The following is a 22,717-nucleotide window of genomic DNA, read 5'->3' as shown; positions in this document are numbered from 1 at the left end:
ACTAAATACTGAACAGAGAGGATTCTAAAAAATTCAATAAAAAACAAAAAGCGAAAAATCACTTCCGCCTGAAGAGAAGCACCCCAAGGAGCACCAGAACCGCCATATACTCGATGTTGCTGAATACTGGAACCTGCTGGAGATCCACGTCTGCAGAATCCGATCCAGTGCTTGTTCCAAGAACATCCAGAGGACCATAGACCTCATCATGCTCGTAGAGTTCGACTTTAACCTTCAGTGACGCATCGCTGGATAGAGATATTAGGTCGGCGGGCATCTGAAGGAATACCGAGGAACTGGTCGTGGAAGGAACAAACACTGCATCCCGGGTGGTTATTTGGGCACCATCTGTGTTGTACAGATCCAGTATTGACGCAACCCCATCCCTAGCCCCTGCTTTAGCCAGATCAACAACGGCTGTGTAATCCCACGAACCGTCGCTGTCCACGTCGAAGTACACCTTAAGTAGGGACGCCGGAGTTGTTCCCAGGTTATCCATTGGTGTAACCCCTATCTTGAGGTACAGCAGCCCATTGGCGGAGTCGTACCTAAGCTGGAGTGATGTAAGGTCGTATGTCCTGCCGGTGAACGGGGATACACCGTTATCCACCACATCCTTCCAGACGAAAGTTCCATCCACGTACCCCGTTTCACCGGGGGCGATAGTGCTATCATCAGCCCACTGGGCCGAGTCCGCGATGACCTGCTGGTTAAGGGAAGAGGTGCTTATGTAGACCGTGCGCTGTGGAAGGTTTATCGAGTTGCCATTCTGGAGGGTAACCGTGACGCTGTAAGTGTAGGTTCCATCGTCAAGCCCTGAAACGTTATAGTAGAAGTGGTATGTGTTGTCCATGTCCATGGTGTAATCCTGGCCATTGAAGTGAAGGACGGCGCTGCTCATGTTGACGATTGAGCCCACCTCTATGTAAGCCCAGTTCGTGTTGAGCTCCTGTTTGTCCAGGGGAGTGTTTCCAAAGTAATCAACTATCGGAACGTTCGCAGAAACCGTCAGCCAGTTCCCGTTTTCAGGTATCGAAACCGGGAAGTCGGTGCTGGCTTCTATTATCCTGTGCATGTATGTGGAGTTGACGATAACCTCGAATGAGTCCAGCGTTCCAGTGACTCCATCACCGTACTTGTCGGCGAGTTTGATGTAGAACGGAACGTACTGCGAGTTAACTGCACTCGAAGTTGTAAGGGTATCGAGGCTGTCCGTGAGGTCGAAGACTATTGGGCTGTCCGGGAATGGGTGGGCCTGGTAGTCAGCAAGACCGTCGTATGGATAGTGCTGATATCCTATCCAGAAGTCTAAAAACCTGCTGTTCCACACGGTATAGCCTGATATATTGACCCCGAGTTCTATTCCTCCGTTCACCTTCGGAGGGAAGCAGACATATCCCTCTGGACAGTCCTGCTTAAAGAGACCTCCAATAACTTCACCCCTCTTGGGGTGAGTAATCTTAAGACTGGCATAAATTTTCGGTTGGTACGGCTGGGGCTCCTTGGGAACTAGTATGTATGCATAACCGTGGCTGAGAAGATGATTGGAGTCTTGAGCCGCCTGGTATGTCAGCCATCCGTAGCCGTGGTCACCCCAGCCTGTTCCCCAAGAGTTCACAAAAAGAAGGGCACCGTTCCCATCGGGGGTCTTTTTGTTGTCATCATAACCAACTATGGTGATTGCATGCCCACCGGGTGTGTTATGTCCCTCAGGCAATGTATGAGGCTGGTTAAGGGCGTACACGTTGTTTGTTGAGTCAAAGTAATAAAACTCCTTGTAAACATTTATTCCAGTGTACGCTATATATCCCGCCGCGAGGAGGCCTTTGAGGTACTGGAACTGAGTGCTGTCAGTCATATCTATAATGTATATAATCCCCGTAGTTGAGGAGCCTTTCCAAATAGCATTGTACATATCTGCGATTCCCCTATTTAGCATTGCCTTTTTCCACTGCCATTCAACCGGCCAATCATCCACGTTGTTTGGATCATTCGTGTTTACTGGGAAGTCGTCCCACGCAACCGCTCCTATCGTGGATATAAGAGCCATAGCGTCTTGGCCAATACTTCCACTGTTATAGCCTGCGTTTATGAGATTGTACGTGAAGCTCGGGTTCATTATCACGTCGCCGGTGCTTGGGTGTGGATTGCTTCTGAACCAGTTTATCATGTAAGTCCAGACGTAGTAGGTAGACGCCCATGCGTTGCATGAGCCAACATTACCCTGGTTACCGATTGGAGGCAAATAAAGGCTATTGTTGACGGAGGATGGCAAACTGCCAGGAGGAACCGGCCCGGGGGCGGCGACTGCCATGAGGGTATCCTTAGAAATCGGGGGATTTCGGGGGTAACTTGGGGCTATTTTGATAAGGTGATTGTAGACTTCCTCGGTCACTGGTACAAACTTGAATCCTGTGAGCTTGCTGTATTCTTCCGGAGAGATTAATATTGCTCCCGTTTTGTAGGGCATATCCGCCGCTGCCGCATAGCTTCCAAAGATGCCGGCGAGTACAGTTATCAAAACAAAAACTGCCAGTAGTTTTCCAAATTTCATGCGTCCTTCACCTCCAAACTAAAACTGTACGTTTTGCCCTCAAAAACACCTGTAAAGTTCGCGGAGACTATGACTGAATCATCTACCACGATAACACCCTCCAGCGGGATGTTGGGGGTATTGTTGGCCCCAACGAACTGAGCAAGCAGGAGAGCGGACTCTTCGGCCGAAAGAGTAACGTTGAGAGAGCATTCTGAGCAGGTTACGTTTTTGGATGTGGAATTGAAGATGATCATATATGGGTTGGAGTGAAACACCGCCTCTATTATTTCCTCCGTCTGGTTCTTAAGAACGGGCATCCACGCGGCTGGCGGGACAACGAACATCCTCACCGATGACCAGTTCTCAATTATGATTCTTTTGTGGTGCCAGTTTCCTGTTAATCCTTCCATTCCCGGACGGTAGATTGAAGTGAAGTTGACCTGGGCGTCCATTTGAGGGTAGTCGATGATGGCGCTGTACGAGTATTTCATGAGGGTGACATTGCCCCTGGTTATTGTAAGGAGTGCGTTAAAAGAGATGGTTCTTGGAAAAACTATTTCCTCCATTCCGGGGGTTTCAGATTCAGAACATGCACTTGAAGTAATACTGGAGGGAGAAGGACTGGAGCTGGAAGAGGTATCGGGTGTTCCCAAGCACCCGCTGGAAACCACTATTCCAATGATAAATGTCACAATAACCATAGCCCAACGAACCGTTTTGCTCACCCCCGGGTTTCCAAAAGTATCCAAAACTATCTAAGGTAATTTGATCATTATAAATGTTTCGTAAGGAGCCCGACCTGACAAACCTTTTAATCCCCTCGCCATATTTTTCTTGGAGGGAAAAAGATGAGCTGGAAGAGGGGAGCCTACCCTGAGTTCACGCTTGAGGATGCCGTTGCGGTTCTGTTCATGCTCCGGAACCCGACTGGGAGGAAGGCCATATCCGAAGTCCTCGAGCTGGGTGAGGGCAGCGTCAGGACGCTTCTGAAGAAGCTCGGAAACCTTGAAGTCATAGAATCAACCCAGCGCGGCCACTCCCTCAACGGAAGAGGAATGGGGCTTCTCGAGGGGATCTCAAGGCATTTCTCGGAAGTCCGCCGCATAGGGGAGATTGATGGCCATCCTGCATTCGCACTGACCGTGAGAGAGCCGGGGGAGTTCAAGAGCATCGAGCTCAGGGACGAGGCGATACGGTTCTTCGCAAAGGGTGCGATGATACTGGTGGTGAGGAACGGGGAGCCGGTTTTCCCTGAGGATGGGAGACCGCTGAGCGAGACCATGCCCGAGCTGGCGGAAAGGATTAAGGAAGTGTTCAGGCTGGAGGACGGCGAGCTGGTGGTGGTTACCTGGGCGGAGAAGGAAGCGGACGCCATGAAGAGCGCCTACCACGCGGCACTCTCCCTGAAGGGGGATGTCATTCCTGAGGAGATAAAGTCCCTCGTGAGGTGACGAAATGAGCGGGAGTGAAAACAGCAGGCTGATCCTCGCCCTTGACGTGTACGAGCGCGAGAGGGCGCTTGAGATAGCCGAGTGCACGGCGGATTACCTGTGGGCGGTGAAGGTTAACTGGCCGCTGGTAATCGGCTCGGGATTGGGCATTATCACCGAACTCAAGCAGGTTACGGGACTGCCGGTAATAGCCGACCTCAAGCTAGCGGACATACCGAACACCAACCGGCTGATAGCGAGCAAGGTTTTCGAGGCAGGGGCGGACTACATAATAGCGCACGGTTTCGTCGGGAGTGACAGTGTTGATGCCGTAATGGAGCTGGGGAAAACCATAATAGTCGTCGAGATGAGTCATCCGGGCGCGAAGGAATTCATCCAGCCGGCCACGGACAAACTCATCGAACTGGCCAACGAACTTGAGCCCTTCGGCGTCATAGCCCCCGCCACCAGGCCTGAGCGCGTTTCGTACATACGCTCGAAGCTGAAGCCGGGAATCAAAATCCTGACTCCAGGCGTCGGTGCCCAGGGCGGCAGGGCGGGTGAGGTTTTAAAGGCCGGGACGGACTACATAATAGTCGGCCGCTCAATCTATGCGAGCGAGAACCCGAGGGAAAGCGCCAGAATGCTGTACGAGGAGACGTTGGGGGTGTGAGAATGGAGCTGAAGGTCAAGCACCCGCTCAGCAAGAAGGAAGTGAAGGAGATAATCCGGGAGATGAGCGAGACTTTCGGAGAGGAGATAGCGGGGAAGATGCTGAACAGGAAGGACAGGGTTGAGGTCGCGGAATTCGATAAGACGACGGAGATACTCCTGGTCAACGGGAAGCCGTTCTTCATAAGAAGGAAGGGACTCATCTTCCCACTTGTTATAGCGCTCTACGAGCTGTCCAACGAGGAGGACCTGAGGACGTGGCCCAGGCGCGTCGTGGTCGATGCCGGCGCCGTTCCGTTCGTCCTCAAGGGTGCCGACGTCATGGCGGCTGGAATAACGGACGCCGACGAGAGCATAAAGGAGGGCGACTTCGTCTTCGTGGTTGAGGAGGACTACGGAAGGCCCCTGGCGATAGGCATTGCCCTGATGGACGGAAAGGCCATGAAGGAGAAACCCAAGGGGAAGGCCGTGAAGAACATCCACCACGCCAAGGACAAAATCTGGGAACTGACGGTGGGCTGAGATGAGCGGAACCGAGGAGGAAAGGAGGAAAAGAATCCGCGTCCTCGTCGGCGGGGTTTTTGACCTCCTGCACATCGGCCATATTCACTTTTTAAGCCAGGCCAAGGCCCTGGGGGACGAGCTGGTGGTTATAGTTGCCCACGACGAAACGGTGAGAAAGCGGAAGCGCAGGGAGCCCGTGAACACGGCGGAGGACAGGGCGGAACTTCTGAGGGCTCTTAAGATGGTGGACGAGGTTTACATCGGATCCCCGGGGGGTATAGACTACGAGCTGGTGCGCAGGATAGACCCGGACATCGTCGCGATAGGCCCGGACCAGGACTTCAACTGCGAGCGCCTCCGGGACGCGCTGAGGACCCACGGGATAGAGGCGGAGGTCATACGTATCCCCTACCTCTACAGGAGCGACAGGGCGAAGACGAGCAAAATAATTCAGAGGATAGTGGAGGCGTACTGCGACTGATTTCAGGGTGTTATTCCAGAGCCTGGTTCGAGCAGATTATTCCATGGTTGCCGCGCAGTGTCCATCCACCGGGAGTTGGGGCGTGATTTGAGCGGGCTTATTCAATGGATGAATCTAGCATCTGGGTTAACGTTAAAGTTTGAATCTGCCTATGTACTCCCGCAGGAACTCCGGGTCTTCCCTCCTCACGGCGCTCAGAAGCTCCTCGAACTTCTTCTCGCCCAGTGCCATTCTAAGGTAGTAGTAGAGGTTCACCGCATCTTCCACGATTATGCTCTGCCTCCTCCCCTCCTCGCCGTACAGCTCGATGAGCTTCCGGTTCATGTCCCTGCTTATGTAGAGGGTCTTCTGCATCTTCTCTTTCTTCATATCCCTGGATTTCAGGGCGCCCTTCTCATCCCTCTTCCTCGGCTTGGAAGGCTTGGTGAGCTCGTTAACGGAACCGTCGAAAAGCTTGGGGATTTTATCCTTCGACAAGCTCAACCACCTCGCGGGCAAGCTTTGAAAAGGCCTTCGCGGCCCTTCCATCACCCTCGAACTCGAATATGCTAACCCCCTGGCTCTGAGCCTTTTCCAGGGCTATGGCCTTTGGAATGGTCGTCAGAATCGGGGCGTCAGGGTAGGTCTCCCTGAGTTCCTTGAGGCGCATCTTTGGAACCTTCGTCTGGCGGGTGAACTTGTTGGGAACCAGGCCGAGGAGTTTAAGGTTCTCGTTGGTCTCCTGACGTATCATGCGCATCAGATTGAACATCAGCTGCATTCCTATGACACCAAAATAGCTGAGCTCCAGGGGTATGAGCACGTAATCTGAGGCCGTCAGTGAGTTGACCAGGAAGATGCCCATGCTCGGCGGGTTGTCAATGAGAACGTAGTCGTAGTCCGGCAGAACTGGCAGGAGGGCCTTTTCAAGCCTCCTCTCACGGTTGTAGGTGTTGATGATCTCGATCTCCTTGGCCGAGAGGTTCAGGTGGCTGGGCACCAAATGGAGGTTCTCCCGGACTTCCACTATGGTACTATCAATGTCGCTCTCCCTCGTCATCAGCGTCCCCACGTTGCTGTCGCCGTGCTGAAGGACGTTCATTCCTATGAGGCCAAAAGTCAGGTTGAACTGGGGGTCTATGTCCACCACGAGAACCCTTCTGCCCATCGCGGAGAGAGCGTAGGCGAGGTTCATCGTCAGGGTGGTCTTTCCGACCCCGCCCTTCTGATTGGCTACACTAATAACCACTGCCATAGAACCACCTGTGCCCAAATGATAAAGGAAGAAATTCAGGCAATATCCAGGAAGTCGTCGAGAACCCTCTTCGCGTAGGGCGGAAGCTCCTTCCCCTTCTTCTCAGGCCTGCCCGATATCATGTTGAATATCCTGTCGAAGTCTCCATCCTTGGACTTGAAGGGCTTAACCGGCTCGGGGGCGATTATGTTGTCCTTCATCGATGAGCCGACCTGGAGGGCGTGCTCTCCGCCCAGGATGTGCGGGCTCTTAACGCCGGTCATGATGACCATTGCCCTGACGACCTTGCCCATGTCCTCGTCTATCCTCGCACCCCACTTGATTTCGCTCTTCTCGCCGAGCTTCTCGTAGACGATGTTCATGGCGTCGTTTATCTCTCCGAGGCTCACATCCGGTCCGACGGTGAAGTGAACCAGAGCCCTGTCACCGCTGCCGTACTCGACCTCGAGCATCTTGTTCTCGAGCGCGTTCTTGACGGCATCAACCGCCCTGTTGCTGGAGTCGCTCTCGCCGATTCCTATCAGGGCGGCACCGCCGTTGTGCATAACGCTGTAAACGTCGGCGAAGTCGATGTTTACCATGGATGGGAGCTTTATGGTCTCGGTAATGCCCTTGACCATCCTGGCTATTATCTCGTCGGCGAAGCGGAAGGCGGCGTTTATCGGGAGCTTCGGAACGAGCTTGAGGAGCTTGTCGTTCTCGATGATGATGACCGTGTCGGAGTAGTACATGAGGGCCTTTATGCCCGCCTTGGCCTTCTCAATCCTGATCTTACCCTCGTTCTTGAACGGGTAGGTTACAACGCTGACGACGAGAGGCTCCCTAAACCTTCCGTTGTGCCTGGCACGCTCCTTTATGACCTTAGCAACAACTGGAGCAGCGCCCGTACCGGTGCCGTTACCCATACCAGCGGTTATGAACACAAGATCGGCGTCACCGATGGTCTCGGCAATCTCATGGGCGCTCGCCTCGGCGGCGCGGTAGCCTATCTCAGGGTTTCCGCCCGAACCCTTGCCCTGCGTTATCTCCTTGCCGAGGAGAAGCTTCCTGTGGGCCTTCGTCCTGGCAAGGTGCTGGGCGTCGGTGTTCATTGCTATAAGCTCAGCACCCTGGACGCCAAGCTCGTAGAGCCTGGTTATGGTGTTGTTTCCAGAACCGCCAACGCCGACGATGACTATCTTTATGAGGTCCTCAAGGTTCTCGTCGGAGAACCCATCAACCTGCGCTGCCCTCGGCCCGTCGTCCAGATCGAGTTTTATTCCGGCCTGTTCTAAGAGTTTAAATACCATCGCCCCAACCCCCAATTCAGGTTCGACTATTAAATGACTTTGATTTTAACGTTGATTTCAGCGGCTTATTTCAGGATGTACTCAGGCGTTGAGCGTTCCTCAGTCTCCAGCTGATAGAGCTCCTTCTTCAAAAGCTCGCGGATAGCTTCTCTGATTATCTCGCTTCTGTTGGGGTATACCCCCTTCCTAACGAGCTGATCCATGGCGTTGATAAGTCCCTGAGGAAGCTGTACACTGATGATCCGCATTTTGGCCATCCCTGCACCACCCAGTTCAGCAAGCCGCTGAAATAAATAGTGATTTAATTAGTTAAATACTTTGCGCTTGCTTAATATTACGACAATAATATGATTTTCAAAAAATTTTTTAAAAATTACCGATTTATAAAAAATTCATAAATAATCGAATCTGAGGGACTCAGAAAGGGTTTTAACGTCGAAGAATCCACCGGGGATGGGGTGGCCCGATGAAAGAAATAACGGAGAATCTCCACATCGCAAGGATATTCGTCAAAGATGCCGGGGAACTCATACCCCTGATAGGCGGCGACTTTCAGATAGTGGGAGGCGAATGCTGGGAAGAGGTGGCGTTTGCGGCGCTTTTAGCACTCCGTTCATTTGAGAGGGGCACCAACCACGCCAGAACCCTCGGCGGCGAGCTCCTCCTCCGCCTTGCCGGGACACTCCAGATAAAAGATGCGATAGCAAAATACGGCGTCAGGGACGGTGAGAATTACCTCGTGGTCTTTGGGAGCCGCGATAGGGCGGGGGAGATCCTTGCGGAGCTGAACCTGGAGGAGCTGTCCATGACCGACTGCGGGGCAGAAAAATCGAAAAGATTTTTTGAAAAGGCGGCCCTCGTTGAAGTTTTATAGGCGACCGATGGCCATTCCTGTGCTTTATGGTGGATAGGTTTATAAAATCCCCCTATCATTCCCGACTGCCTGAGGTGATGTCCTCATGAGATATAAAAAACGTAAATACTTCCTCGCGGGCAGAATAAACCTCATCCAGCGCTCAAAGATCAGGGAGCTCTTCGAAAAGGCAAAGAAGATGGAAAACGTTATCTCCCTCGGAATTGGAGAGCCGGATTTTGACACCCCGGATGTCATAAAGGAAGCCGCTAAGAGGGCAATAGATGAGGGATACACCCACTACACCCCCAACGCGGGCATCCCCGAGTTCCGCGAAGCGATAGCGGAGTACTACAAGACCCACTACAAGGTTGATATCTCCCCCAACGATATAATCGTCACCGCGGGTGCCTACGAGGCCACCTACCTCGCGTTCCAGACCCTTCTGGAGCAGGACGATGACGTTATCATCCCAGACCCGGCCTTCGTCTGCTACGTTGAGGACGCAAAGATCGCCGAGGCAGGCATCCTGAGGATACCCCTCCGCGAGGAGAACGAGTTCCAGATCGACCCGGATGAGCTCGTTGAGGCAATAACCAAGAGAACGAGAATGCTCGTCATTAACTATCCAAACAACCCCACAGGCGCGGTCCTTAAAAAGAAGACTGTGAAGGCAATAGCCGACATAGCGGAGGACTACAACCTCTACATCCTGAGCGACGAGCCCTACGAGCACTTCCTCTACGAGGGGGCGAAGCACTACCCGATGATCAAATACGCCCCGGACAACACTATTCTGGCGAACAGCTTCTCCAAGACCTTCGCCATGACCGGCTGGCGCCTCGGCTTCACTATAGCCCCAACCCAGGTTATCAGGGATATGATAAAGCTCCACGCCTACGTCATTGGAAACGTCACGTCCTTTATTCAGATAGCCGGAATCACCGCCCTCCGCGACAAGCGCAGCTGGGAGGCCCTTGAGGCAATGCGCCAGACCTACGCGGAGAGGAGGAAGCTGGTTCTCCACCACCTCAGCAAAATGCCTCACATCACACCGTTCAGACCGAAGGGTGCCTTCTACCTCTGGGCCAAGATCGACCCAGAGCTCGGGATGAGCAGCGAGGACTTTGCGAACTGGCTCCTCGAGAACGCAGGCGTTGTCGTCATACCCGGAACAGCCTTCGGCAAGGCCGGAGAGGGCTGGATAAGGATAAGCTACGCCACAAAGAAGAGCCAGCTCACTGAGGCAATGGAGAGGATGAACGAAGCACTTTCAAAGCTTTGAGGGAGGCGCGATGGACGGCATCCTGGCTATATTCTTTGCCATTTTCCTGGCGGAGCTTGGGGATAAGACCCAGCTGGCAACCATGGCCTTCGCAGCCAAGTATGGGTGGAAGGTAGCTTTTGTGGGGGCCATTCTGGGCCTGGCCGCCGTGAACCTCATCGGTGCGGTTCTTGGTGACAAGCTCGGCGACTTCATCCCCCTCGACATGGTCCACAAGTTCGCAGGGGCACTTTTCATTGTTTTCGGAATCCTCATGATATTCGGAAAGCTCTAGGAGGGATAAATCATGGACAAACGGTGGAGCTCAGTCCTGCTTGACACGTTGGTCATGACGGCCGGCTTCGGAACCCTGACCATGATGGCCGTCGCAAAGCCCGATATAATCGCCCACTTCGGGATAAGCAGCGCGGAGTACGAATGGCAGCACATAGCGTACGTCTTTGGTTTGTTCATAGCGTTCCTTCTCGGCCACACCAGGATATACGAGGGAAGCTTCAAGAAGAGCGTTGCCATAGCACTCAGCTGGGCGGCGATAGCGCAGGCGCTCATTCCGCTCGCTCCCAACTGGTACGTCGTCGTCTTCCTTAGGTTCATCCAGGGTTTCGTGGTCACGCTCGTGCCGCTCTTCAGCACCCAGATAGCCCAGTTCTTCGTTGCCGAGAGGCCCTTTGCGAAGGGTATAATCCTCTCGGGTATCTTCTGGGGCGGTGTGTTTGGAAGCATGAGCGCCAAGTACGCCGTCGCGGACTTCGGGTGGAAGGGCGGTTTCTGGGTCACCGTCCTCATAATGTACGCGGTTCTCGCCCTCTGGTGGTTCTTCGTCGAGGACTTCGAGATAATCCACAAGACCGAGGGGGCTGAGACGGTAAGCGTCTGGAAGATGCCCTTCACCTGGGTGCTCGGCTTCACGTTCTTCCCGGCCCTCTGGGTCATATTCACCATCATAGGGTTCTCCGCATCCCTCGGCTATGAAATCGGGTGGACGAAGGAGCACGTGACAACGCTCAGCACGAGCCTCAACATATCCAAGGCGCTCTGGAGCATAGGCATGGGCTACGTCGGCTACATGCTGTCCAGGAAGAACCCGAACGCGAGGGGTCTCTTCAAGGCCATCGTGCAGGTCATGATATTCTCCTACGCGGTTGCCTTCATCGGACTGCTGGTCTACGGCAAGGCCATGCTCGCCGGCAACTACACCCTCGCCCTCGCATCGGTGGTCCTCATCGGAGCCCTCCAGGGAACCGGACCAGCGTTCTGGACCAGCGCCCCGGCCACTTACCCCAGGAACATCTTCCCGAAGGCCAGCTTCGCCCTTGGTCTCATCTCCAACTCGGCCAACGCCATAGCTCCAACGATAACGGACGTACTCGCGAGGCAGAGCACCGGCCTGGCCCTGGGAGAACTGGCCCTCATGCCGCTCATAGGAATCCTGACCCTTATAGCGGTCTCGAGGATGAAGCTCCCCGTGGAGGAGCTCGGCGATGCGGCCTAAGCCCCTCGTCGTTTCTTTCTTTATTCTTCTCGCGATCTTCTTCTACGGCATAGCCGCGATGAGTTTCGGGGAGAAATACACATTTTTTGGCTACATCCTCGTCGGGAGCGTGCACCTGCTCTTCGCCTACGGGGTCTGGGCGGGACACGAGACAACTGTGGACCTCTCGGCGTACATAGCCCTCCTGGACCTTCTCTTCGGTCTCCTATGGGTGATGGTGGGACTGTCCCTTCCGGCGGTAACGCTAACCCTCCTCTCGGCGCTGATCCTCTTCGTCCTGATGGACGAAGACGTAAGAATTGAACTCAAACTGCCGTAGGCAACCTTTTGCCCGCGCAAAGTTTCCTAACGTGGGGGAAGTATCACTTCAGCGGGTTTGAGAGTACGGGAAGCTTTTAGAAAAAAGCTTCACCAAGGAAACTTTGCTCTGCAAAGTTTGATCAAAGAGTGCCCTTCTCACAGAGAAGCAAAAATCAGTCGTGCACTAAAGAACTGGATAATTTTAAGCGGGTTTAACACAAAAGAAGGCCCTTTAGAACAGTTTCAACTTACCATCGGCGCCCTTCGGGCGCCTTTATCAGTGAAACACTCACCAAAGAGTATGTGAACGAGAAACCCACTCCAGAACTTGCAATCCTCAAAAAAGCACTTAATCTTCCGCCAGCGCTCCTTGGGAAGCGAAGCTTCCCGAGGTGTTGAGGCGAAAGCCTCAACATGCGCAAGCAAGGGCTGTTGTGGTGCGGGGGACGGGATTTGAACCCGCGAACCCCTACGGGACGGGACCCTAAATCCCGCGCCTTTGGCCAGGCTCGGCAACCCCCGCGCGGATTGAACTTCTCCCCGGCGCTTTAAAAACTTTGAGGGGAAAGGCTTATAAGGATGTAAAGGAAGCTTTACGTAAAGGAAACTTTACATGGTGATGAGTGTGGAAAGATGGAGGCTCATTGGGTATGTGATTCCCGCCACGACGGCTTCAATGCTGGCAGTGGCGCTGTGGATGGGGAGTGCACCCCTCGCCTTTGGGGTCCTGGCCGGGGCAGTAGGCGTGACCTTCCTCTATTCGGAATGGGTCAAGAAGCGCGGGGAGGTTTTGAGTGATGAGAGGACGCTGAGGATAGATGAGATGAGTTCCAGAAGGACGCTTCAGGTAGTAGTTCTCGTCCTAGCGTTCAGCGTTGTGGGTCTGGCAATCCTCTCCCAAAGCTATCCCGGGCTGAAGAGTGCGTACTATCTCTCGCTTGTCCTCATGGTGCTTGTCTCGCTTTTAAAGGTTGGGCTCAGGCACTACTACTCGAGGGTGATGTGAATGAAAGCCAAACACTGGTTCGGCTGGGGAGTGATATTCGCAGTAGTTCTCGGGCTGTTCATCGTGGCCTCGAACAGGGGGAGCGTGCTCCTCGGCGTTGCGGCCCTTTTCCTTGGCGCGGTTATCGCCACCGCTTACGCTCGCTACCTGGAAAAGATTGGAGAGGTTATCGTTGATGAACGGACTGAAAGGATTGAAGAGAAGAGCCACGCCTTGACGATGCGCGTCCTCGGCTTTACCATAGCCCTGACTTTCGTTTCGACGAGCATAATTTCCCAGGGCGACCCCTTCTGGAAGAGCGCCTCCATCGTGAGCGGGCTTTTCATGTTCGTCTACGCTCTCGTGCCCTTCTTTGCAAAGGCCCACTATGAAGAGGTGATGTGAGATGAAGTACGAACACCTGCTGGGAATTCTCGTTACGGGCATGATAATTGGGCTGGCTTACTCGACGAAGTCCGGGAGGGCTCTCTTAGCCGTGGGGATCTTTGTAGCGGGCTTTTTACTTAGCTATCTGCTCACGTGGTACTACGACTCAAGGATTGAGAGGGTTGAGGACGAGAGGACCGAGTTCATAAGCGCGAAGAGCGCGAGAAACGGCTACGCGGTGATGAGCTTTCTCCTCTTCCTTGAATACCTCTGGGAGTACAGCCAGGGAAACAGCGAGGTGGCAACGAAGCTTATAATTCCCCTCGCTGCAGGGGCAGCGGTGCTCCTCCTATCGCACTACCACTACGGGAGGGCGATGTGAATGAGGGAACTCTTAGGCATCATCGTCCTAATAATTGGGACCCTTACGACCCTTTACCTCGCAACGGGCTACCGCAGAAACGTGGGCGAAGAAAGGGATGAGAGGGGCATTTTGATTGACTGTAAAGCCGCCGAAAAGACGGTTATGTTCATTCAGGCCCTGGCGGTTCTGGAGATAATCTACGTCCGCTTTATCATTGGTGACAGGACAAGTCCCGCCTACCACGGCATACTCTCCATAGCACTCGTGGCCACGCTCGGCTACCTCGCCGTCAGGTACCACTACTCACGGGTGATGTGAATGGGGAGCGAAGCCCTCTTCATTTTTATAGCGGCCGCCACAGTGATATACTGGGTTGTCTTCTACCGCTTCATGAAAGAAACCGGCCAGATGAAGGACGAGCGCGGGAGGAGAATAAATCAGATCGCCTCCGAGAGAACCCTCATAATCCTTCAGGTTCTGCTCCTCATAGCCATCCTCGCAGTGGATAACCTCGAATGGCTCGATCCCGCCAAGGTGCTCGCCCTCATTTACGTCGTTGCCATATTCGGACACGCCCTGATGAGGTACCACTACTCGAGGGTGATGTGAGTGAAGAACCGCCTAAGGGAGCTTAGGGAAGCCCAGGGACTCACCCAGGAGGAGCTCGCCAAGGCCCTCGGGGTTACGAGACAGACGATAATAGCCATCGAGAAGGGTCGCTACGACCCATCGCTGAGGCTGGCGTTCAGGATAGCGCGCTTTTTCGGCGTTAAAATTGAAGACGTGTTCATATACGGTGGTGATGGGAATGAACGTTAAGAAGGCCGTCGGGGGGCTGTTCTACTTCCTGGGAGTGGCACTGGGAATAGCCAAGCCGCCCGTTGAAAGGCTCGCCTGTATGAAGCTCCCGAGCGGAGAGGTCTGCAGGGGGATAAACACGCCGCTGCTCCTCGCCGAGCTCGGCCTCATAATGGCCGGCGCCCTACTCATGGGCCTCGGGCACCGGTTCAAGAACGGGCACGAACTGAATGGCTGGCTGGGGGTAGCCACCGGCCTTGGCATGGCTTTTGTGGGGGGATACGCAAAAATAACGGAGCTCTTTGCGTTTGGTGTGGTGCTTGCCACGATTGGGCTACTCGTTTACAAGCTGGGGAGGGTCAAGCATGCCCATGGTTGAAGTTCTGAACCTGGAGAAGGACTACGGAAAGGTAAAGGCCCTCAAGGGGATAAGCTTCTCAATCAACGAGGGTGAAATCTTTGGGCTCATCGGGCCCAACGGTGCCGGAAAGAGCACCACGCTAAAAATACTCTCGACGCTCCTCAAGCCGACGGGAGGAAGCGCAAAGATAGACGGCCACGATGTGGTGAAGGAGGCCGACAGAGTCAGGGAGATCATCAGCTACCTTCCCGAGGAGGCAGGCGCCTACAAGAACCTCACCGGCTACGAATACCTCCAGTTCATGGCGCGGCTCTACGCCAAGGACGAGGAGAAGGCGAGGGAGATGCTCGAGCTGGGCGTTGAGCTCAGTGGACTGGGAGAGAGGCTGCACGACAAGGTGTCGACGTACTCCAAGGGAATGACGAGGAAGCTCCTCATAGCGAGGGCGCTCATGGTGCAGCCGAAGCTGGCAATACTGGACGAACCGGCGAGCGGACTGGACATAGTCAACGCATACGCGATAAGACAGATGATAAGACGCTTTTCAAGGACGGAAGGGGTCACGTTCCTGCTCTCGAGCCACAACATGCTCGAGGTCGAGTTCCTCTGCCACCGCGTCGCCCTGATAAACAAGGGGCAGATAGTAGAGGTGGGAACTCCGAAGGAGCTGAAGGAGAAGTACGACGCAGAGAACCTCGAGGAGGTCTTCATGAGGGCAGTGGGGGCGGACATCAGCGAGCCAATAGGGGGTGAGGGAGCATGAGCGACTTCTGGGTGATGGCCAAGAAGGAGCTGTGGAACCTCTTCAGGGACAAGAAGCTCGTCTTTGGCCTCGTGGTCGTCCCGCTGATACTGCTCCCCGTCATGGGAAAGGCCGTGAATATCGGCATGGAGCAGGCCCAGGGGGAGACGCAGGTTACGATAGTCAACTTCGACGAGGGTGCCTACGGGAATCTGCTGATAAAGGCCCTGGAGGTTGCCCCCAACGTCACGGTAACCGTGGTGAACGCGACGACGCTTGACGAGGCCATTCAACAGGCCATCCAGCAGGAACAGAACGTTCTCGTGGTCATTCCCCCAGACTTCACGGCCAAGCTCCAGGCCAACGAGACCGCCACCGTCAAGATATACGGCATCTTCACGACAATAAGCACCGGCATAAAGGAGAGCGTCAGCGAGGGTAGAATAAACGCGGTTTTGGGGGTACTCAGCGACGAGATAGCCAGGATAAAGGTGAAGAACCTCGGCGCCAGCAACCCCGATGCCATACTGCAGCCGATAAGGACCGAGAGCAAGTCCGTCATAAACAACAACGTCGTGGAGGTATCTCCAACCGCGGTTTCGAGCGTTATAGCGGCCCAGGCATTCACGATACCACTCATCGTCTTCATGATGGTCATGATAACATCCCAGATGGCCGCCGGAGCCATAGCGAGCGAGAAGGAGAACAAGACCCTCGAGACGCTCCTGACCCTGCCCGTGGCGAGGACGAAGATAGTCGCGGCGAAGATATTCGGAACGGCCATGATGGGTCTCGTTGCCGCGATAGCGTACATGATAGGCATGCGCTACTACATGAGCTCATTCGGACTGGGTTCGAGTGGGGTGAGCCTTGAAGACCTGGGTCTGGTCGTCACCCCCACGGGGGCGCTGATGTTCGCGGTCGTGGTGTTCCTGACGATAATAATCGCCCTCAGCCTGGCCATGATAGTGGCAACCTTCGCCGAAGACGTCCAGAGCGCGACGACCCTCGTCAGCGCGGTTATCCTGCCCCTGGCGTTCCCGGCTTTCCTGCTGATGTACACCGACATCAACGACCTCCCAGCGGTCGTCAAGTACGTCCTGCTTGCGATACCCTTCACCCATCCGGTGGTGGACTACCGCTACGTCCTCCTCAGCAGCTACACGCCGATAGCGATAAGCATGGCCTACCTGACGGTGGTGGCGGTCGTCATACTCTACGCCACGGCATGGCTGTTCTCAACGGAGAGAATCCTCACGGCACAGGTCAGCTGGGGCAGAAGGAAGAAGAAAAAAGCGGCCGAGTGAGCTTTCCTTTTTTACTCTATCGGCACACCGTCCTTGGTTCTCGGCGCGAGCCACTTCATAAGCTTCCCTGGATCCCTGGTTCTGATGATTATCGTTATCGGGCCCAGCGGCGACTCCTCGTTGAAGTTGACGACGCCGGCATAAGCCGCCTGCTTGTTGACCCGGATGATTATCTCCTCACCGAAGTAGCCCTCCTCAAGGAAACTCCGGGCGGTGTCCAGTATAGCCTGCCCCCGGAAGAGCTCGTAAAGCCTGCTAAGGGCCTTTCTGCTCCTCGTTTTGCCGGTCAGAATGACGTAATCACCCCTATCGAACGCCTCGAACTCCAAGTCATGAACCAGGTTCAGCATGGCCCTCTTGACCTTCTCGATGTCCTCCGTCGGATAAACGTAAGCCTCAACCTCAACTTCCTCAAAGAGCTCCATATTCTCACCCAGAAGAAGCTCGCGGGAAGGCTTATAAACCCAACCGCCCAAATAGTTAGGGTGGCCTAATAGTGTTAGAGAACTTCGTGGCCAATCTCGCGGAGTGGATACTGAGCATCTCGAACGGCGAAATCATGTGGGTTGCCTTCTACGCCGGACTTTTCGTCGCACTCATGACTTCCCTCGGTGCCATGGTGGCGATATTCGCCAAGAGCCTCCCCGAGGGGGGCGTTGACTTCGCCCTCAGCTTCGCCGCCGGTGTGATGATAGTGGCGAGCTTTACTTCACTCATCTTGCCCGCAATAGAGGAAACCGGCTCCTTTTCACCTGCCGGAATCGGAATAGCCCTTGGGGTGCTGCTCATCTACGCTATAGACCGCTTTCTCCCCCACGAACACCTCGTCAAGGGCTATGAGGGTCCCAAATCCATGAAGGACAAGCTGAGGAAGGTCTGGCTTCTCGTCATAGCGGTGATAATTCACAACCTGCCTGAGGGCCTCGCGGTCGGGACGTCCCTCGTCTACAACCTGGAGGTCGGCCTGGTAACCACCATAGCCATAGGAATCCAGGACTTCCCGGAGGGGACCGTCGTCTCGCTGCCCCTCGCAACGATACAGAAGAAGCGCCTCGGGCCGATAGCGATGGGCGTGCTGAGCGGCTTCGCTGAGATGGCGATGGTACTCCTCGGGGCTTATTTCTTCACCCTCTTTGCCTGGCTCCTGCCGTACGGCCTCGGCCTGGCCGGCGGGGCGATGCTCTACGTGACCGTGAAGGAGATGATACCAGAGATATACAGGGGAGAAAACAGCGACACGCTGATAACCCTGGGATTCTTCCTGGGCTTCTACGTGATGCTGTTCCTCGACTCAATGCTCGGCTAGAATCCGGTCAACGAGCTCCCTCACCCTCTCCTCGTACTCTTCCCTGCTGCAGTCGTTCACTATCATGTGGTCGGCCATCGCGATGACGTTCCCTATGCCGAACTTCAGCTCCTTCCAGTCGCGCTCCTCGAAGTCCTCCCACGTTCTCGGATCGTCGTGCCTTCCGCGGGCTTTGAGCCTGTCGAAGCGCATGTGAGGTGGTGTGTGAACGGCGAGTATTATTATCTCCTCCGTCGGAAAAGCGCTCCTGAAGGTTCCAACCTCGTCGAGGGAGCGGACGCCGTCTATAACAACGACCCTGCTGCCCTCAAGGAGGCGCCTCACCTTTTCCACCGTCAGCTTTGCAACGGCGTTCTGACCAAGCTCCTGCCTCAGGCGGATGCTCACCTTGGCAACGTTCTCCTTGGTCAGCTCCAGACCGCGCTTTACGGTCTCCTCCCTCACGACGTCCCCCATAGAAACGCTCGGAAAGCCCCTCCTCTCGAATTCCTTGACGATCCTGCTCTTTCCCGAACCAGGCATTCCGGTCACGATGATTATCATAGTGCCCACGCCCGAGTAAAATATGGGGATTTAAAAAGATTGGCCCTACTTCAGGAAAGCATCGAGGGTTCCCTTCCGCGCTTTTTCTGACTTTTTGGAGCCCTTTTTAGCACCCTTCGGCATTTCCACGCCGAAGTGACGGAACAAACCTTCAACCACCTTCATTCCGATGCCCTCAACCTCCAGGAGGTCCCTCACCTTGGCGCGCATTATGTCCTCCTGGCTCCTGAAGCCGGCGTTGTAGAGCGCCCTCGCCCTCTTCCTTCCGATGTTGGGGAGCCTGACCAGCTCAAGAAGTTCCTCTCTGACTCCATGCCTCAGCCTGAGGTGCAGGTCTCTCAGGTAGTCCAGCACGTCTTCCTTTGGCTCAAAAAGCCTGTACAGCTCGATGAGGGAGTACATGAGCCAGTCCGCGAGCTCCAGAATCCTGTAGAGGTCTCCAGGGTCTATGTTGTATGTCTCGTAAATCCTCGTCTCCGGAACCTCGTTTATCCAGTCGAGGAGCACCTTTGCCGTTTTTATCTGCCCCAAAAAGCCCTGGAAGCGCGAGTCCTCGTAGTAGGGGATGTTCGTGTAAAGCTTGTCCTCCATCTCATAGGCCAGGTCGAGGTAGTCCTCCATCTCCCGTCTCCGGGCGTTCAGCGTGGCCATGTCCGGCGTCGAGGCCATCAGCTGGAAGATTCCGAAGGGATTTGGGTTGTTCTCAAGCTTCGGAAAGGCGTCCTTGAATTTCTTCGCCGTGAAGGGGTCTATGTAGAGCTGGGAGGTGCGTTTTCCAAAGGGCAGGGGCATGAAGCGGTCGTTCATGTCCATGTCGATGAACCCGTTTTCGATGAGGAAGTAGACGATGTTTTTGGCCTTGTACTCAAGCGAGGCTATATCCCTGCGCTGGTGGGCGTAGAAAGTCCTCTCAAGGAAAGAAACCAGCTCACGGAAGTTGCCTATCCCGAAGTTGGTCACGAGCGCCAGAATCTGGCTCCTGAAAGCCTGCTCGTTGGCGAGCATCGAGAAGAGCTTCTCGGGCTTTCCGTGGATGTATCTCTCCATCAGCTTTCTCGGCTCCTCGGTCCTTGCGACGATTATCGCCTCTCCAACTTTGTCGTACTTTGGCCTTCCGGCGCGCCCCATCATCTGCTGTATCTCGAGGACAGGTATGTCCGTCCAGCCGAAGCCGGCGTAGCGCTTGGTGTCTCTGATTATAACGCGGAATGCGGGCGTATTGACGCCGGCGGCTAGGGTGGGGGTGGCCACGATTACCTTTATCAGTTTAGAGCGAAATGCGTCCTCTATCAAGGTTCTCTCGGTTCTGCTCAGGCCCGCGTGGTGGAAGGCAACACCGCCCCGCAGCGCCCTCTTGAGCTTCTCCGTCGTCGGGTTGTCCTCGATGGACGAAACCAGCTCGTCCAGCTGCCTGGTCTCCGGCTTCGTGAGAAGGCGGGCTATCTTGGAGGAGAGCGAGAGGGCCTCCTTTTCCGCCGAGCGGCGGGTGTTGACGAACACCAGCGCCTGCTTACCCCTCTTAACAGCGTCAATTGCCAGACTCTCCCAGTTCTCGGGGTAGCGGTCTATTTTGCCGTCCTCCCAGAAGAGCTGGCCGATGTGGAATACCCCCTTCCGGAGCTGAACAGGGCGCCAGTCGCTCATAACCAGCGCGGCATCGAGCCACTCGGCGAGCTCCTCGGCGTTTCCAACGGTGGCGCTCAGGGCAAGAATCTGGGCCTTTCCGAGCATGTGGCTCAGTATCATCTCGAGCGTGGCCCCCCTGTCGTAGGAGCCTATGAGGTGGACCTCGTCCGCCACGACAAGTTTGACGTCCTCAATCCAGTTGGAGCCGTGCCTCAGGAGAGAGTCGAACTTCTCGGCGGTGGCGATGATTACATCATAACGCCCGAGCCACTCATCGGTGGAGTCGTAGTCACCGGTCGTTGCGGCCACGCGGAGACCCAGAACCTCCCATTCCTTGAACTCACGGTACTTCTCCTCTGCCAGAGCCTTCAGGGGGACGAGATAGACCGCCTTGCCCCCCTCCCGGAGAAGCTTGTTGACCATGACTATCTCGCTCACGAGGGTCTTCCCGCTCGCCGTGGGGATTGCCAGCACGAGGTTTTTTCCCTCCAGGACGCCGCTCATCAGGGCCTCCGCCTGCGGCGGGTACAGTTCCTCTATTCCCCTCTCACGGATTATCCTCTTTATCCTCTCGTCCACTGGAAGCTCATCAACCCTCATAGCCCTCAGCTCCGGGACTATTCCTCCGGCGGTTTTATATGCTTATCCCACGTACCCAACGGGGGGAGAGGTATGAGGCTGAGGGTTCCCTACGTGCTCTTCGAGACAAGGACCGGGATGTACGGTGTGGACGCGTACTTTTCGCTGAGGGTGGAGAAACCCGAGAGGCGTGCAACGCTGATAAGAAAGGCCGAAGACCTCCAGCGGCTCGAGGCCAGACCCCAGGAGGCCCTGCTGGAAGAAGACTCCCTGGAGAACTACCTGACTTCCCTCTTCGTGACCCTCTACGACCTCAGCGGCGAGAGGTTCAACGAGAGGACGCACCACATGAGACGCTGGAACATCTGGAGAATCATCGGCATACCAACCGGCCACCAGCGGCACGTGGACAGGGACGAGGAGCTGGCCAGGAAGAACCGGGAAGCCCTGCTGGCCCTGGCGATAATGAGGAAGGTCCTCGGGATAAAGAGTCCCGCGGAGCTGGGGGAAATCGTGGTGAAACCCCTGGGCTATGCAGTCCTCGAGTTCGAAGTGAACGGCCGGGAAGTCAGCGACCCCGTTTACAGGGAACTGCTCAAAATAGACTCCAACGCAGGAATGGCACTCCAGTGGCTGAGAAGGGAAAAGAGGGAATAGAAAAATCATGCCTTTCCGTAGAGCCAGCAGGCGACGTAGTGGCCCTTCTCGACCTCCACCAGCGGGGGCTCTTTCTTGTCGCAGAGTCCCGCCTTGGCAAACGGACATCTCGGGTGGAAGCGGCATCCCTGAGGCGGGTTTATCGGGCTCGGCGGCTCTCCTTCTACCTTCATGCGCTTTGCCTTGAGCTCCCTCGACAGCTCCGGGTCGGGAACTGGTATGGCGGACAGCAGAAACTTGGTGTACGGGTGGAGGGGGTTTTCGAAGATCTCTTCCGCCGGCCCGACCTCGACTAGCTTTCCGAGGTACATAACGCCCATCCTGTGGCTCATGTACTTGACGACACCGAGGTCGTGGCTGATGAACAGGTACGTGAAGCCGAACTCCCTCTGAAGGTCCTTGAGGGTGTTGAGGATGTTGGCCTGAACCGAAACGTCAAGGGCGGAGGTGGGCTCGTCGAGGACTATGAACTCCGGCCTGAGGGCCAGCAGTCTGGCGAGGGCTATTCTCTGCCTCTGGCCGCCGCTGAACTCATGGGGATAGCGGTAAAGGTGCATCTCGTTGAGGCCAACGCTCTCCAGGAGCTTTATCACGAACTCCTCGGGGTCGTCAACGGGTATCTTGTGGAAGCGGACGGGCTCCATGATGACCTCGAAGACCGTCTGCCTGGGGTTGAGTGAGGAGTAGGGGTCCTGGAACATGATCTGGGCCTTCCGCCTGAACCACTTCATTTCCTCGCCCTTGAGCTTCGTGACGTCCTTGCCCCGAAAGATGATTTGACCGCTGGTGGGTTCGATGAGGCGGAGAATGGTCCTTCCGGTGGTTGTTTTTCCGCATCCGCTCTCTCCGACGAGACCGAAGGTTTCACCCCGGTTTATCCTGAAGCTGACGTCGTCAACGGCCTTAACGTAGCCCTCGGTTCTGAAAAGGCCCCTGATGGGGAAATACTTCTTGAGGTTTTTAACTTCGAGTATCGGCTCGCTCAT

At 55.2% G+C, this 22,717-nt stretch carries 31 protein-coding genes and 1 tRNA gene; 21 read left to right on the top strand and 11 right to left on the bottom strand.

The window, feature by feature from the left end; translation table 11 throughout:
* Positions 1-58: 58 nt before the first annotated feature.
* Both GQS_RS09450 and GQS_RS09445 read right to left on the bottom strand, forming a co-directional pair.
* The gene (locus tag GQS_RS09450; RefSeq protein ID WP_014013460.1) at positions 59-2,554 is read right to left on the bottom strand and encodes a C1 family peptidase; all 2,496 of its coding nucleotides are present in this window, start codon (positions 2,552-2,554) and stop codon (positions 59-61) included.
* Positions 2,551-3,027, bottom strand: a complete 477-nt coding sequence (locus GQS_RS09445; protein WP_014013459.1) for a hypothetical protein — start codon at positions 3,025-3,027, stop codon at positions 2,551-2,553. The genes GQS_RS09450 and GQS_RS09445 overlap by 4 nt, the downstream gene beginning before the upstream one ends.
* Here GQS_RS09445 and GQS_RS09440 point away from each other — a divergent pair.
* The 5 genes from GQS_RS09440 (at position 3,002) to GQS_RS09420 (ending at position 5,623) form a co-directional block, all read left to right on the top strand.
* Entirely contained in the window at positions 3,002-3,295 is a 294-nt protein-coding gene (locus tag GQS_RS09440) for a hypothetical protein (RefSeq protein WP_148236388.1), read from the top strand. The genes GQS_RS09445 and GQS_RS09440 overlap by 26 nt on opposite strands.
* A gap of 89 nt (positions 3,296-3,384) precedes the next feature.
* On the top strand, positions 3,385-3,987 hold the full coding sequence (locus GQS_RS09435) for a DUF4443 domain-containing protein (protein ID WP_014013457.1): 603 nt from the start codon (positions 3,385-3,387) through the stop codon (positions 3,985-3,987).
* A 4-nt stretch (positions 3,988-3,991) separates the two neighbouring features.
* Positions 3,992-4,639 (top strand): orotidine-5'-phosphate decarboxylase, encoded by a 648-nt coding sequence (pyrF, locus tag GQS_RS09430; protein ID WP_014013456.1) that lies wholly within the window; start codon positions 3,992-3,994, stop codon positions 4,637-4,639.
* A 2-nt stretch (positions 4,640-4,641) separates the two neighbouring features.
* Entirely contained in the window at positions 4,642-5,160 is a 519-nt protein-coding gene (locus tag GQS_RS09425) for an RNA-binding protein (protein ID WP_014013455.1), read from the top strand.
* A 1-nt stretch (position 5,161) separates the two neighbouring features.
* Complete coding sequence (locus tag GQS_RS09420) at positions 5,162-5,623, top strand: adenylyltransferase/cytidyltransferase family protein (protein ID WP_014013454.1); 462 nt, start codon at positions 5,162-5,164, stop codon at positions 5,621-5,623.
* Between the two features lie 132 nt (positions 5,624-5,755).
* On the opposite strand, the gene GQS_RS09415 is transcribed toward GQS_RS09420, so the two are convergent.
* From GQS_RS09415 to GQS_RS09400, 4 genes are all read right to left on the bottom strand, one after another.
* Positions 5,756-6,100: a CopG family transcriptional regulator gene (locus GQS_RS09415; protein WP_014013453.1), complete on the bottom strand. Its 345-nt coding sequence runs from the start codon at positions 6,098-6,100 to the stop codon at positions 5,756-5,758.
* Positions 6,087-6,857, bottom strand: coding sequence for a ParA family protein (locus GQS_RS09410; RefSeq protein WP_014013452.1), 771 nt, complete (start codon positions 6,855-6,857; stop codon positions 6,087-6,089). Before GQS_RS09410 ends, GQS_RS09415 begins: the two co-directional genes overlap by 14 nt.
* A 35-nt stretch (positions 6,858-6,892) precedes the next feature.
* Positions 6,893-8,146 carry a cell division protein FtsZ gene (ftsZ, locus tag GQS_RS09405; protein WP_014013451.1) on the bottom strand — a complete coding sequence of 418 codons (1,254 nt, stop codon included), beginning with the start codon at positions 8,144-8,146 and terminating at the stop codon, positions 6,893-6,895.
* Positions 8,147-8,211: 65 nt separating this feature from the next.
* Complete coding sequence (locus GQS_RS09400; RefSeq protein ID WP_014013450.1) at positions 8,212-8,403, bottom strand: ribbon-helix-helix domain-containing protein; 192 nt, start codon at positions 8,401-8,403, stop codon at positions 8,212-8,214.
* A gap of 209 nt (positions 8,404-8,612) precedes the next feature.
* Between GQS_RS09400 and cgi121 the strand changes: the two genes are divergently transcribed.
* From cgi121 to GQS_RS09375, 5 genes are all read left to right on the top strand, one after another.
* Positions 8,613-9,020, top strand: coding sequence for a KEOPS complex subunit Cgi121 (gene cgi121 / locus GQS_RS09395; protein WP_014013449.1), 408 nt, complete (start codon positions 8,613-8,615; stop codon positions 9,018-9,020).
* Positions 9,021-9,105: 85 nt separating this feature from the next.
* Positions 9,106-10,284 carry a pyridoxal phosphate-dependent aminotransferase gene (locus tag GQS_RS09390; RefSeq protein ID WP_014013448.1) on the top strand — a complete coding sequence of 393 codons (1,179 nt, stop codon included), beginning with the start codon at positions 9,106-9,108 and terminating at the stop codon, positions 10,282-10,284.
* Between the two features lie 10 nt (positions 10,285-10,294).
* A complete protein-coding gene (locus GQS_RS09385) occupies positions 10,295-10,558 on the top strand; it encodes a TMEM165/GDT1 family protein (protein ID WP_014013447.1) in 264 nt (87 codons plus the stop codon).
* 12 nt (positions 10,559-10,570) lie between these two features.
* Positions 10,571-11,776: an MFS transporter gene (locus GQS_RS09380; RefSeq protein WP_014013446.1), complete on the top strand. Its 1,206-nt coding sequence runs from the start codon at positions 10,571-10,573 to the stop codon at positions 11,774-11,776.
* Positions 11,766-12,095 (top strand): hypothetical protein, encoded by a 330-nt coding sequence (locus GQS_RS09375; protein WP_014013445.1) that lies wholly within the window; start codon positions 11,766-11,768, stop codon positions 12,093-12,095. The genes GQS_RS09380 and GQS_RS09375 overlap by 11 nt, the downstream gene beginning before the upstream one ends.
* Positions 12,096-12,511: 416 nt before the next feature.
* Here GQS_RS09375 and GQS_RS09370 read toward each other — a convergent pair.
* A tRNA-Leu gene (locus GQS_RS09370) sits at positions 12,512-12,599 on the bottom strand.
* 96 nt (positions 12,600-12,695) lie between these two features.
* On the opposite strand from GQS_RS09370, the gene GQS_RS09365 reads away from it, so the two are divergent.
* The 9 genes from GQS_RS09365 to GQS_RS09325 are packed head-to-tail and all read left to right on the top strand — an operon-like array spanning position 12,696 to position 17,020.
* On the top strand, positions 12,696-13,082 hold the full coding sequence (locus tag GQS_RS09365) for a DUF2178 domain-containing protein (protein WP_158306495.1): 387 nt from the start codon (positions 12,696-12,698) through the stop codon (positions 13,080-13,082).
* The gene (locus GQS_RS09360; protein WP_014013443.1) at positions 13,083-13,466 is read left to right on the top strand and encodes a DUF2178 domain-containing protein; all 384 of its coding nucleotides are present in this window, start codon (positions 13,083-13,085) and stop codon (positions 13,464-13,466) included. It abuts the gene before it with no gap.
* A 1-nt stretch (position 13,467) separates the two neighbouring features.
* Entirely contained in the window at positions 13,468-13,830 is a 363-nt protein-coding gene (locus tag GQS_RS09355; RefSeq protein ID WP_014013442.1) for a DUF2178 domain-containing protein, read from the top strand.
* Positions 13,831-14,130 carry a hypothetical protein gene (locus GQS_RS09350; protein ID WP_014013441.1) on the top strand — a complete coding sequence of 100 codons (300 nt, stop codon included), beginning with the start codon at positions 13,831-13,833 and terminating at the stop codon, positions 14,128-14,130.
* On the top strand, positions 14,131-14,421 hold the full coding sequence (locus GQS_RS09345) for a DUF2178 domain-containing protein (protein ID WP_014013440.1): 291 nt from the start codon (positions 14,131-14,133) through the stop codon (positions 14,419-14,421).
* Positions 14,422-14,631: a helix-turn-helix transcriptional regulator gene (locus GQS_RS09340; protein WP_014013439.1), complete on the top strand. Its 210-nt coding sequence runs from the start codon at positions 14,422-14,424 to the stop codon at positions 14,629-14,631.
* A complete protein-coding gene (locus GQS_RS09335) occupies positions 14,621-14,989 on the top strand; it encodes a hypothetical protein (protein ID WP_014013438.1) in 369 nt (122 codons plus the stop codon). Before GQS_RS09340 ends, GQS_RS09335 begins: the two co-directional genes overlap by 11 nt.
* Positions 14,976-15,734: an ABC transporter ATP-binding protein gene (locus GQS_RS09330; protein ID WP_014013437.1), complete on the top strand. Its 759-nt coding sequence runs from the start codon at positions 14,976-14,978 to the stop codon at positions 15,732-15,734. The genes GQS_RS09335 and GQS_RS09330 overlap by 14 nt, the downstream gene beginning before the upstream one ends.
* Entirely contained in the window at positions 15,731-17,020 is a 1,290-nt protein-coding gene (locus GQS_RS09325; protein ID WP_014013436.1) for an ABC transporter permease, read from the top strand. The genes GQS_RS09330 and GQS_RS09325 overlap by 4 nt, the downstream gene beginning before the upstream one ends.
* A gap of 11 nt (positions 17,021-17,031) precedes the next feature.
* On the opposite strand, the gene GQS_RS09320 is transcribed toward GQS_RS09325, so the two are convergent.
* Positions 17,032-17,445, bottom strand: coding sequence for an RNA-binding domain-containing protein (locus GQS_RS09320; protein ID WP_014013435.1), 414 nt, complete (start codon positions 17,443-17,445; stop codon positions 17,032-17,034).
* Between the two features lie 71 nt (positions 17,446-17,516).
* On the opposite strand from GQS_RS09320, the gene GQS_RS09315 reads away from it, so the two are divergent.
* A complete protein-coding gene (locus GQS_RS09315; RefSeq protein ID WP_014013434.1) occupies positions 17,517-18,326 on the top strand; it encodes a ZIP family metal transporter in 810 nt (269 codons plus the stop codon).
* Here the strand turns inward: GQS_RS09315 and GQS_RS09310 are convergent.
* Both GQS_RS09310 and GQS_RS09305 read right to left on the bottom strand, forming a co-directional pair.
* A complete protein-coding gene (locus GQS_RS09310) occupies positions 18,312-18,869 on the bottom strand; it encodes a dephospho-CoA kinase (RefSeq protein WP_014013433.1) in 558 nt (185 codons plus the stop codon). The two genes, GQS_RS09315 and GQS_RS09310, sit on opposite strands and share 15 nt — an antisense overlap.
* Positions 18,870-18,914: 45 nt before the next feature.
* Complete coding sequence (locus GQS_RS09305) at positions 18,915-21,095, bottom strand: ATP-dependent DNA helicase (RefSeq protein WP_014013432.1); 2,181 nt, start codon at positions 21,093-21,095, stop codon at positions 18,915-18,917.
* Between the two features lie 72 nt (positions 21,096-21,167).
* Between GQS_RS09305 and GQS_RS09300 the strand changes: the two genes are divergently transcribed.
* Complete coding sequence (locus tag GQS_RS09300; protein ID WP_014013431.1) at positions 21,168-21,731, top strand: hypothetical protein; 564 nt, start codon at positions 21,168-21,170, stop codon at positions 21,729-21,731.
* Positions 21,732-21,736: 5 nt separating this feature from the next.
* Here GQS_RS09300 and GQS_RS09295 read toward each other — a convergent pair whose 3' ends face one another.
* Entirely contained in the window at positions 21,737-22,717 is a 981-nt protein-coding gene (locus GQS_RS09295; protein WP_014013430.1) for an ABC transporter ATP-binding protein, read from the bottom strand.

Source organism: Thermococcus sp. 4557 (assembly GCF_000221185.1).
In the GTDB taxonomy this organism is placed as follows: Archaea; Methanobacteriota_B; Thermococci; order Thermococcales; family Thermococcaceae; genus Thermococcus.
This window is presented reverse-complemented; position numbering and strand designations above follow the sequence as displayed.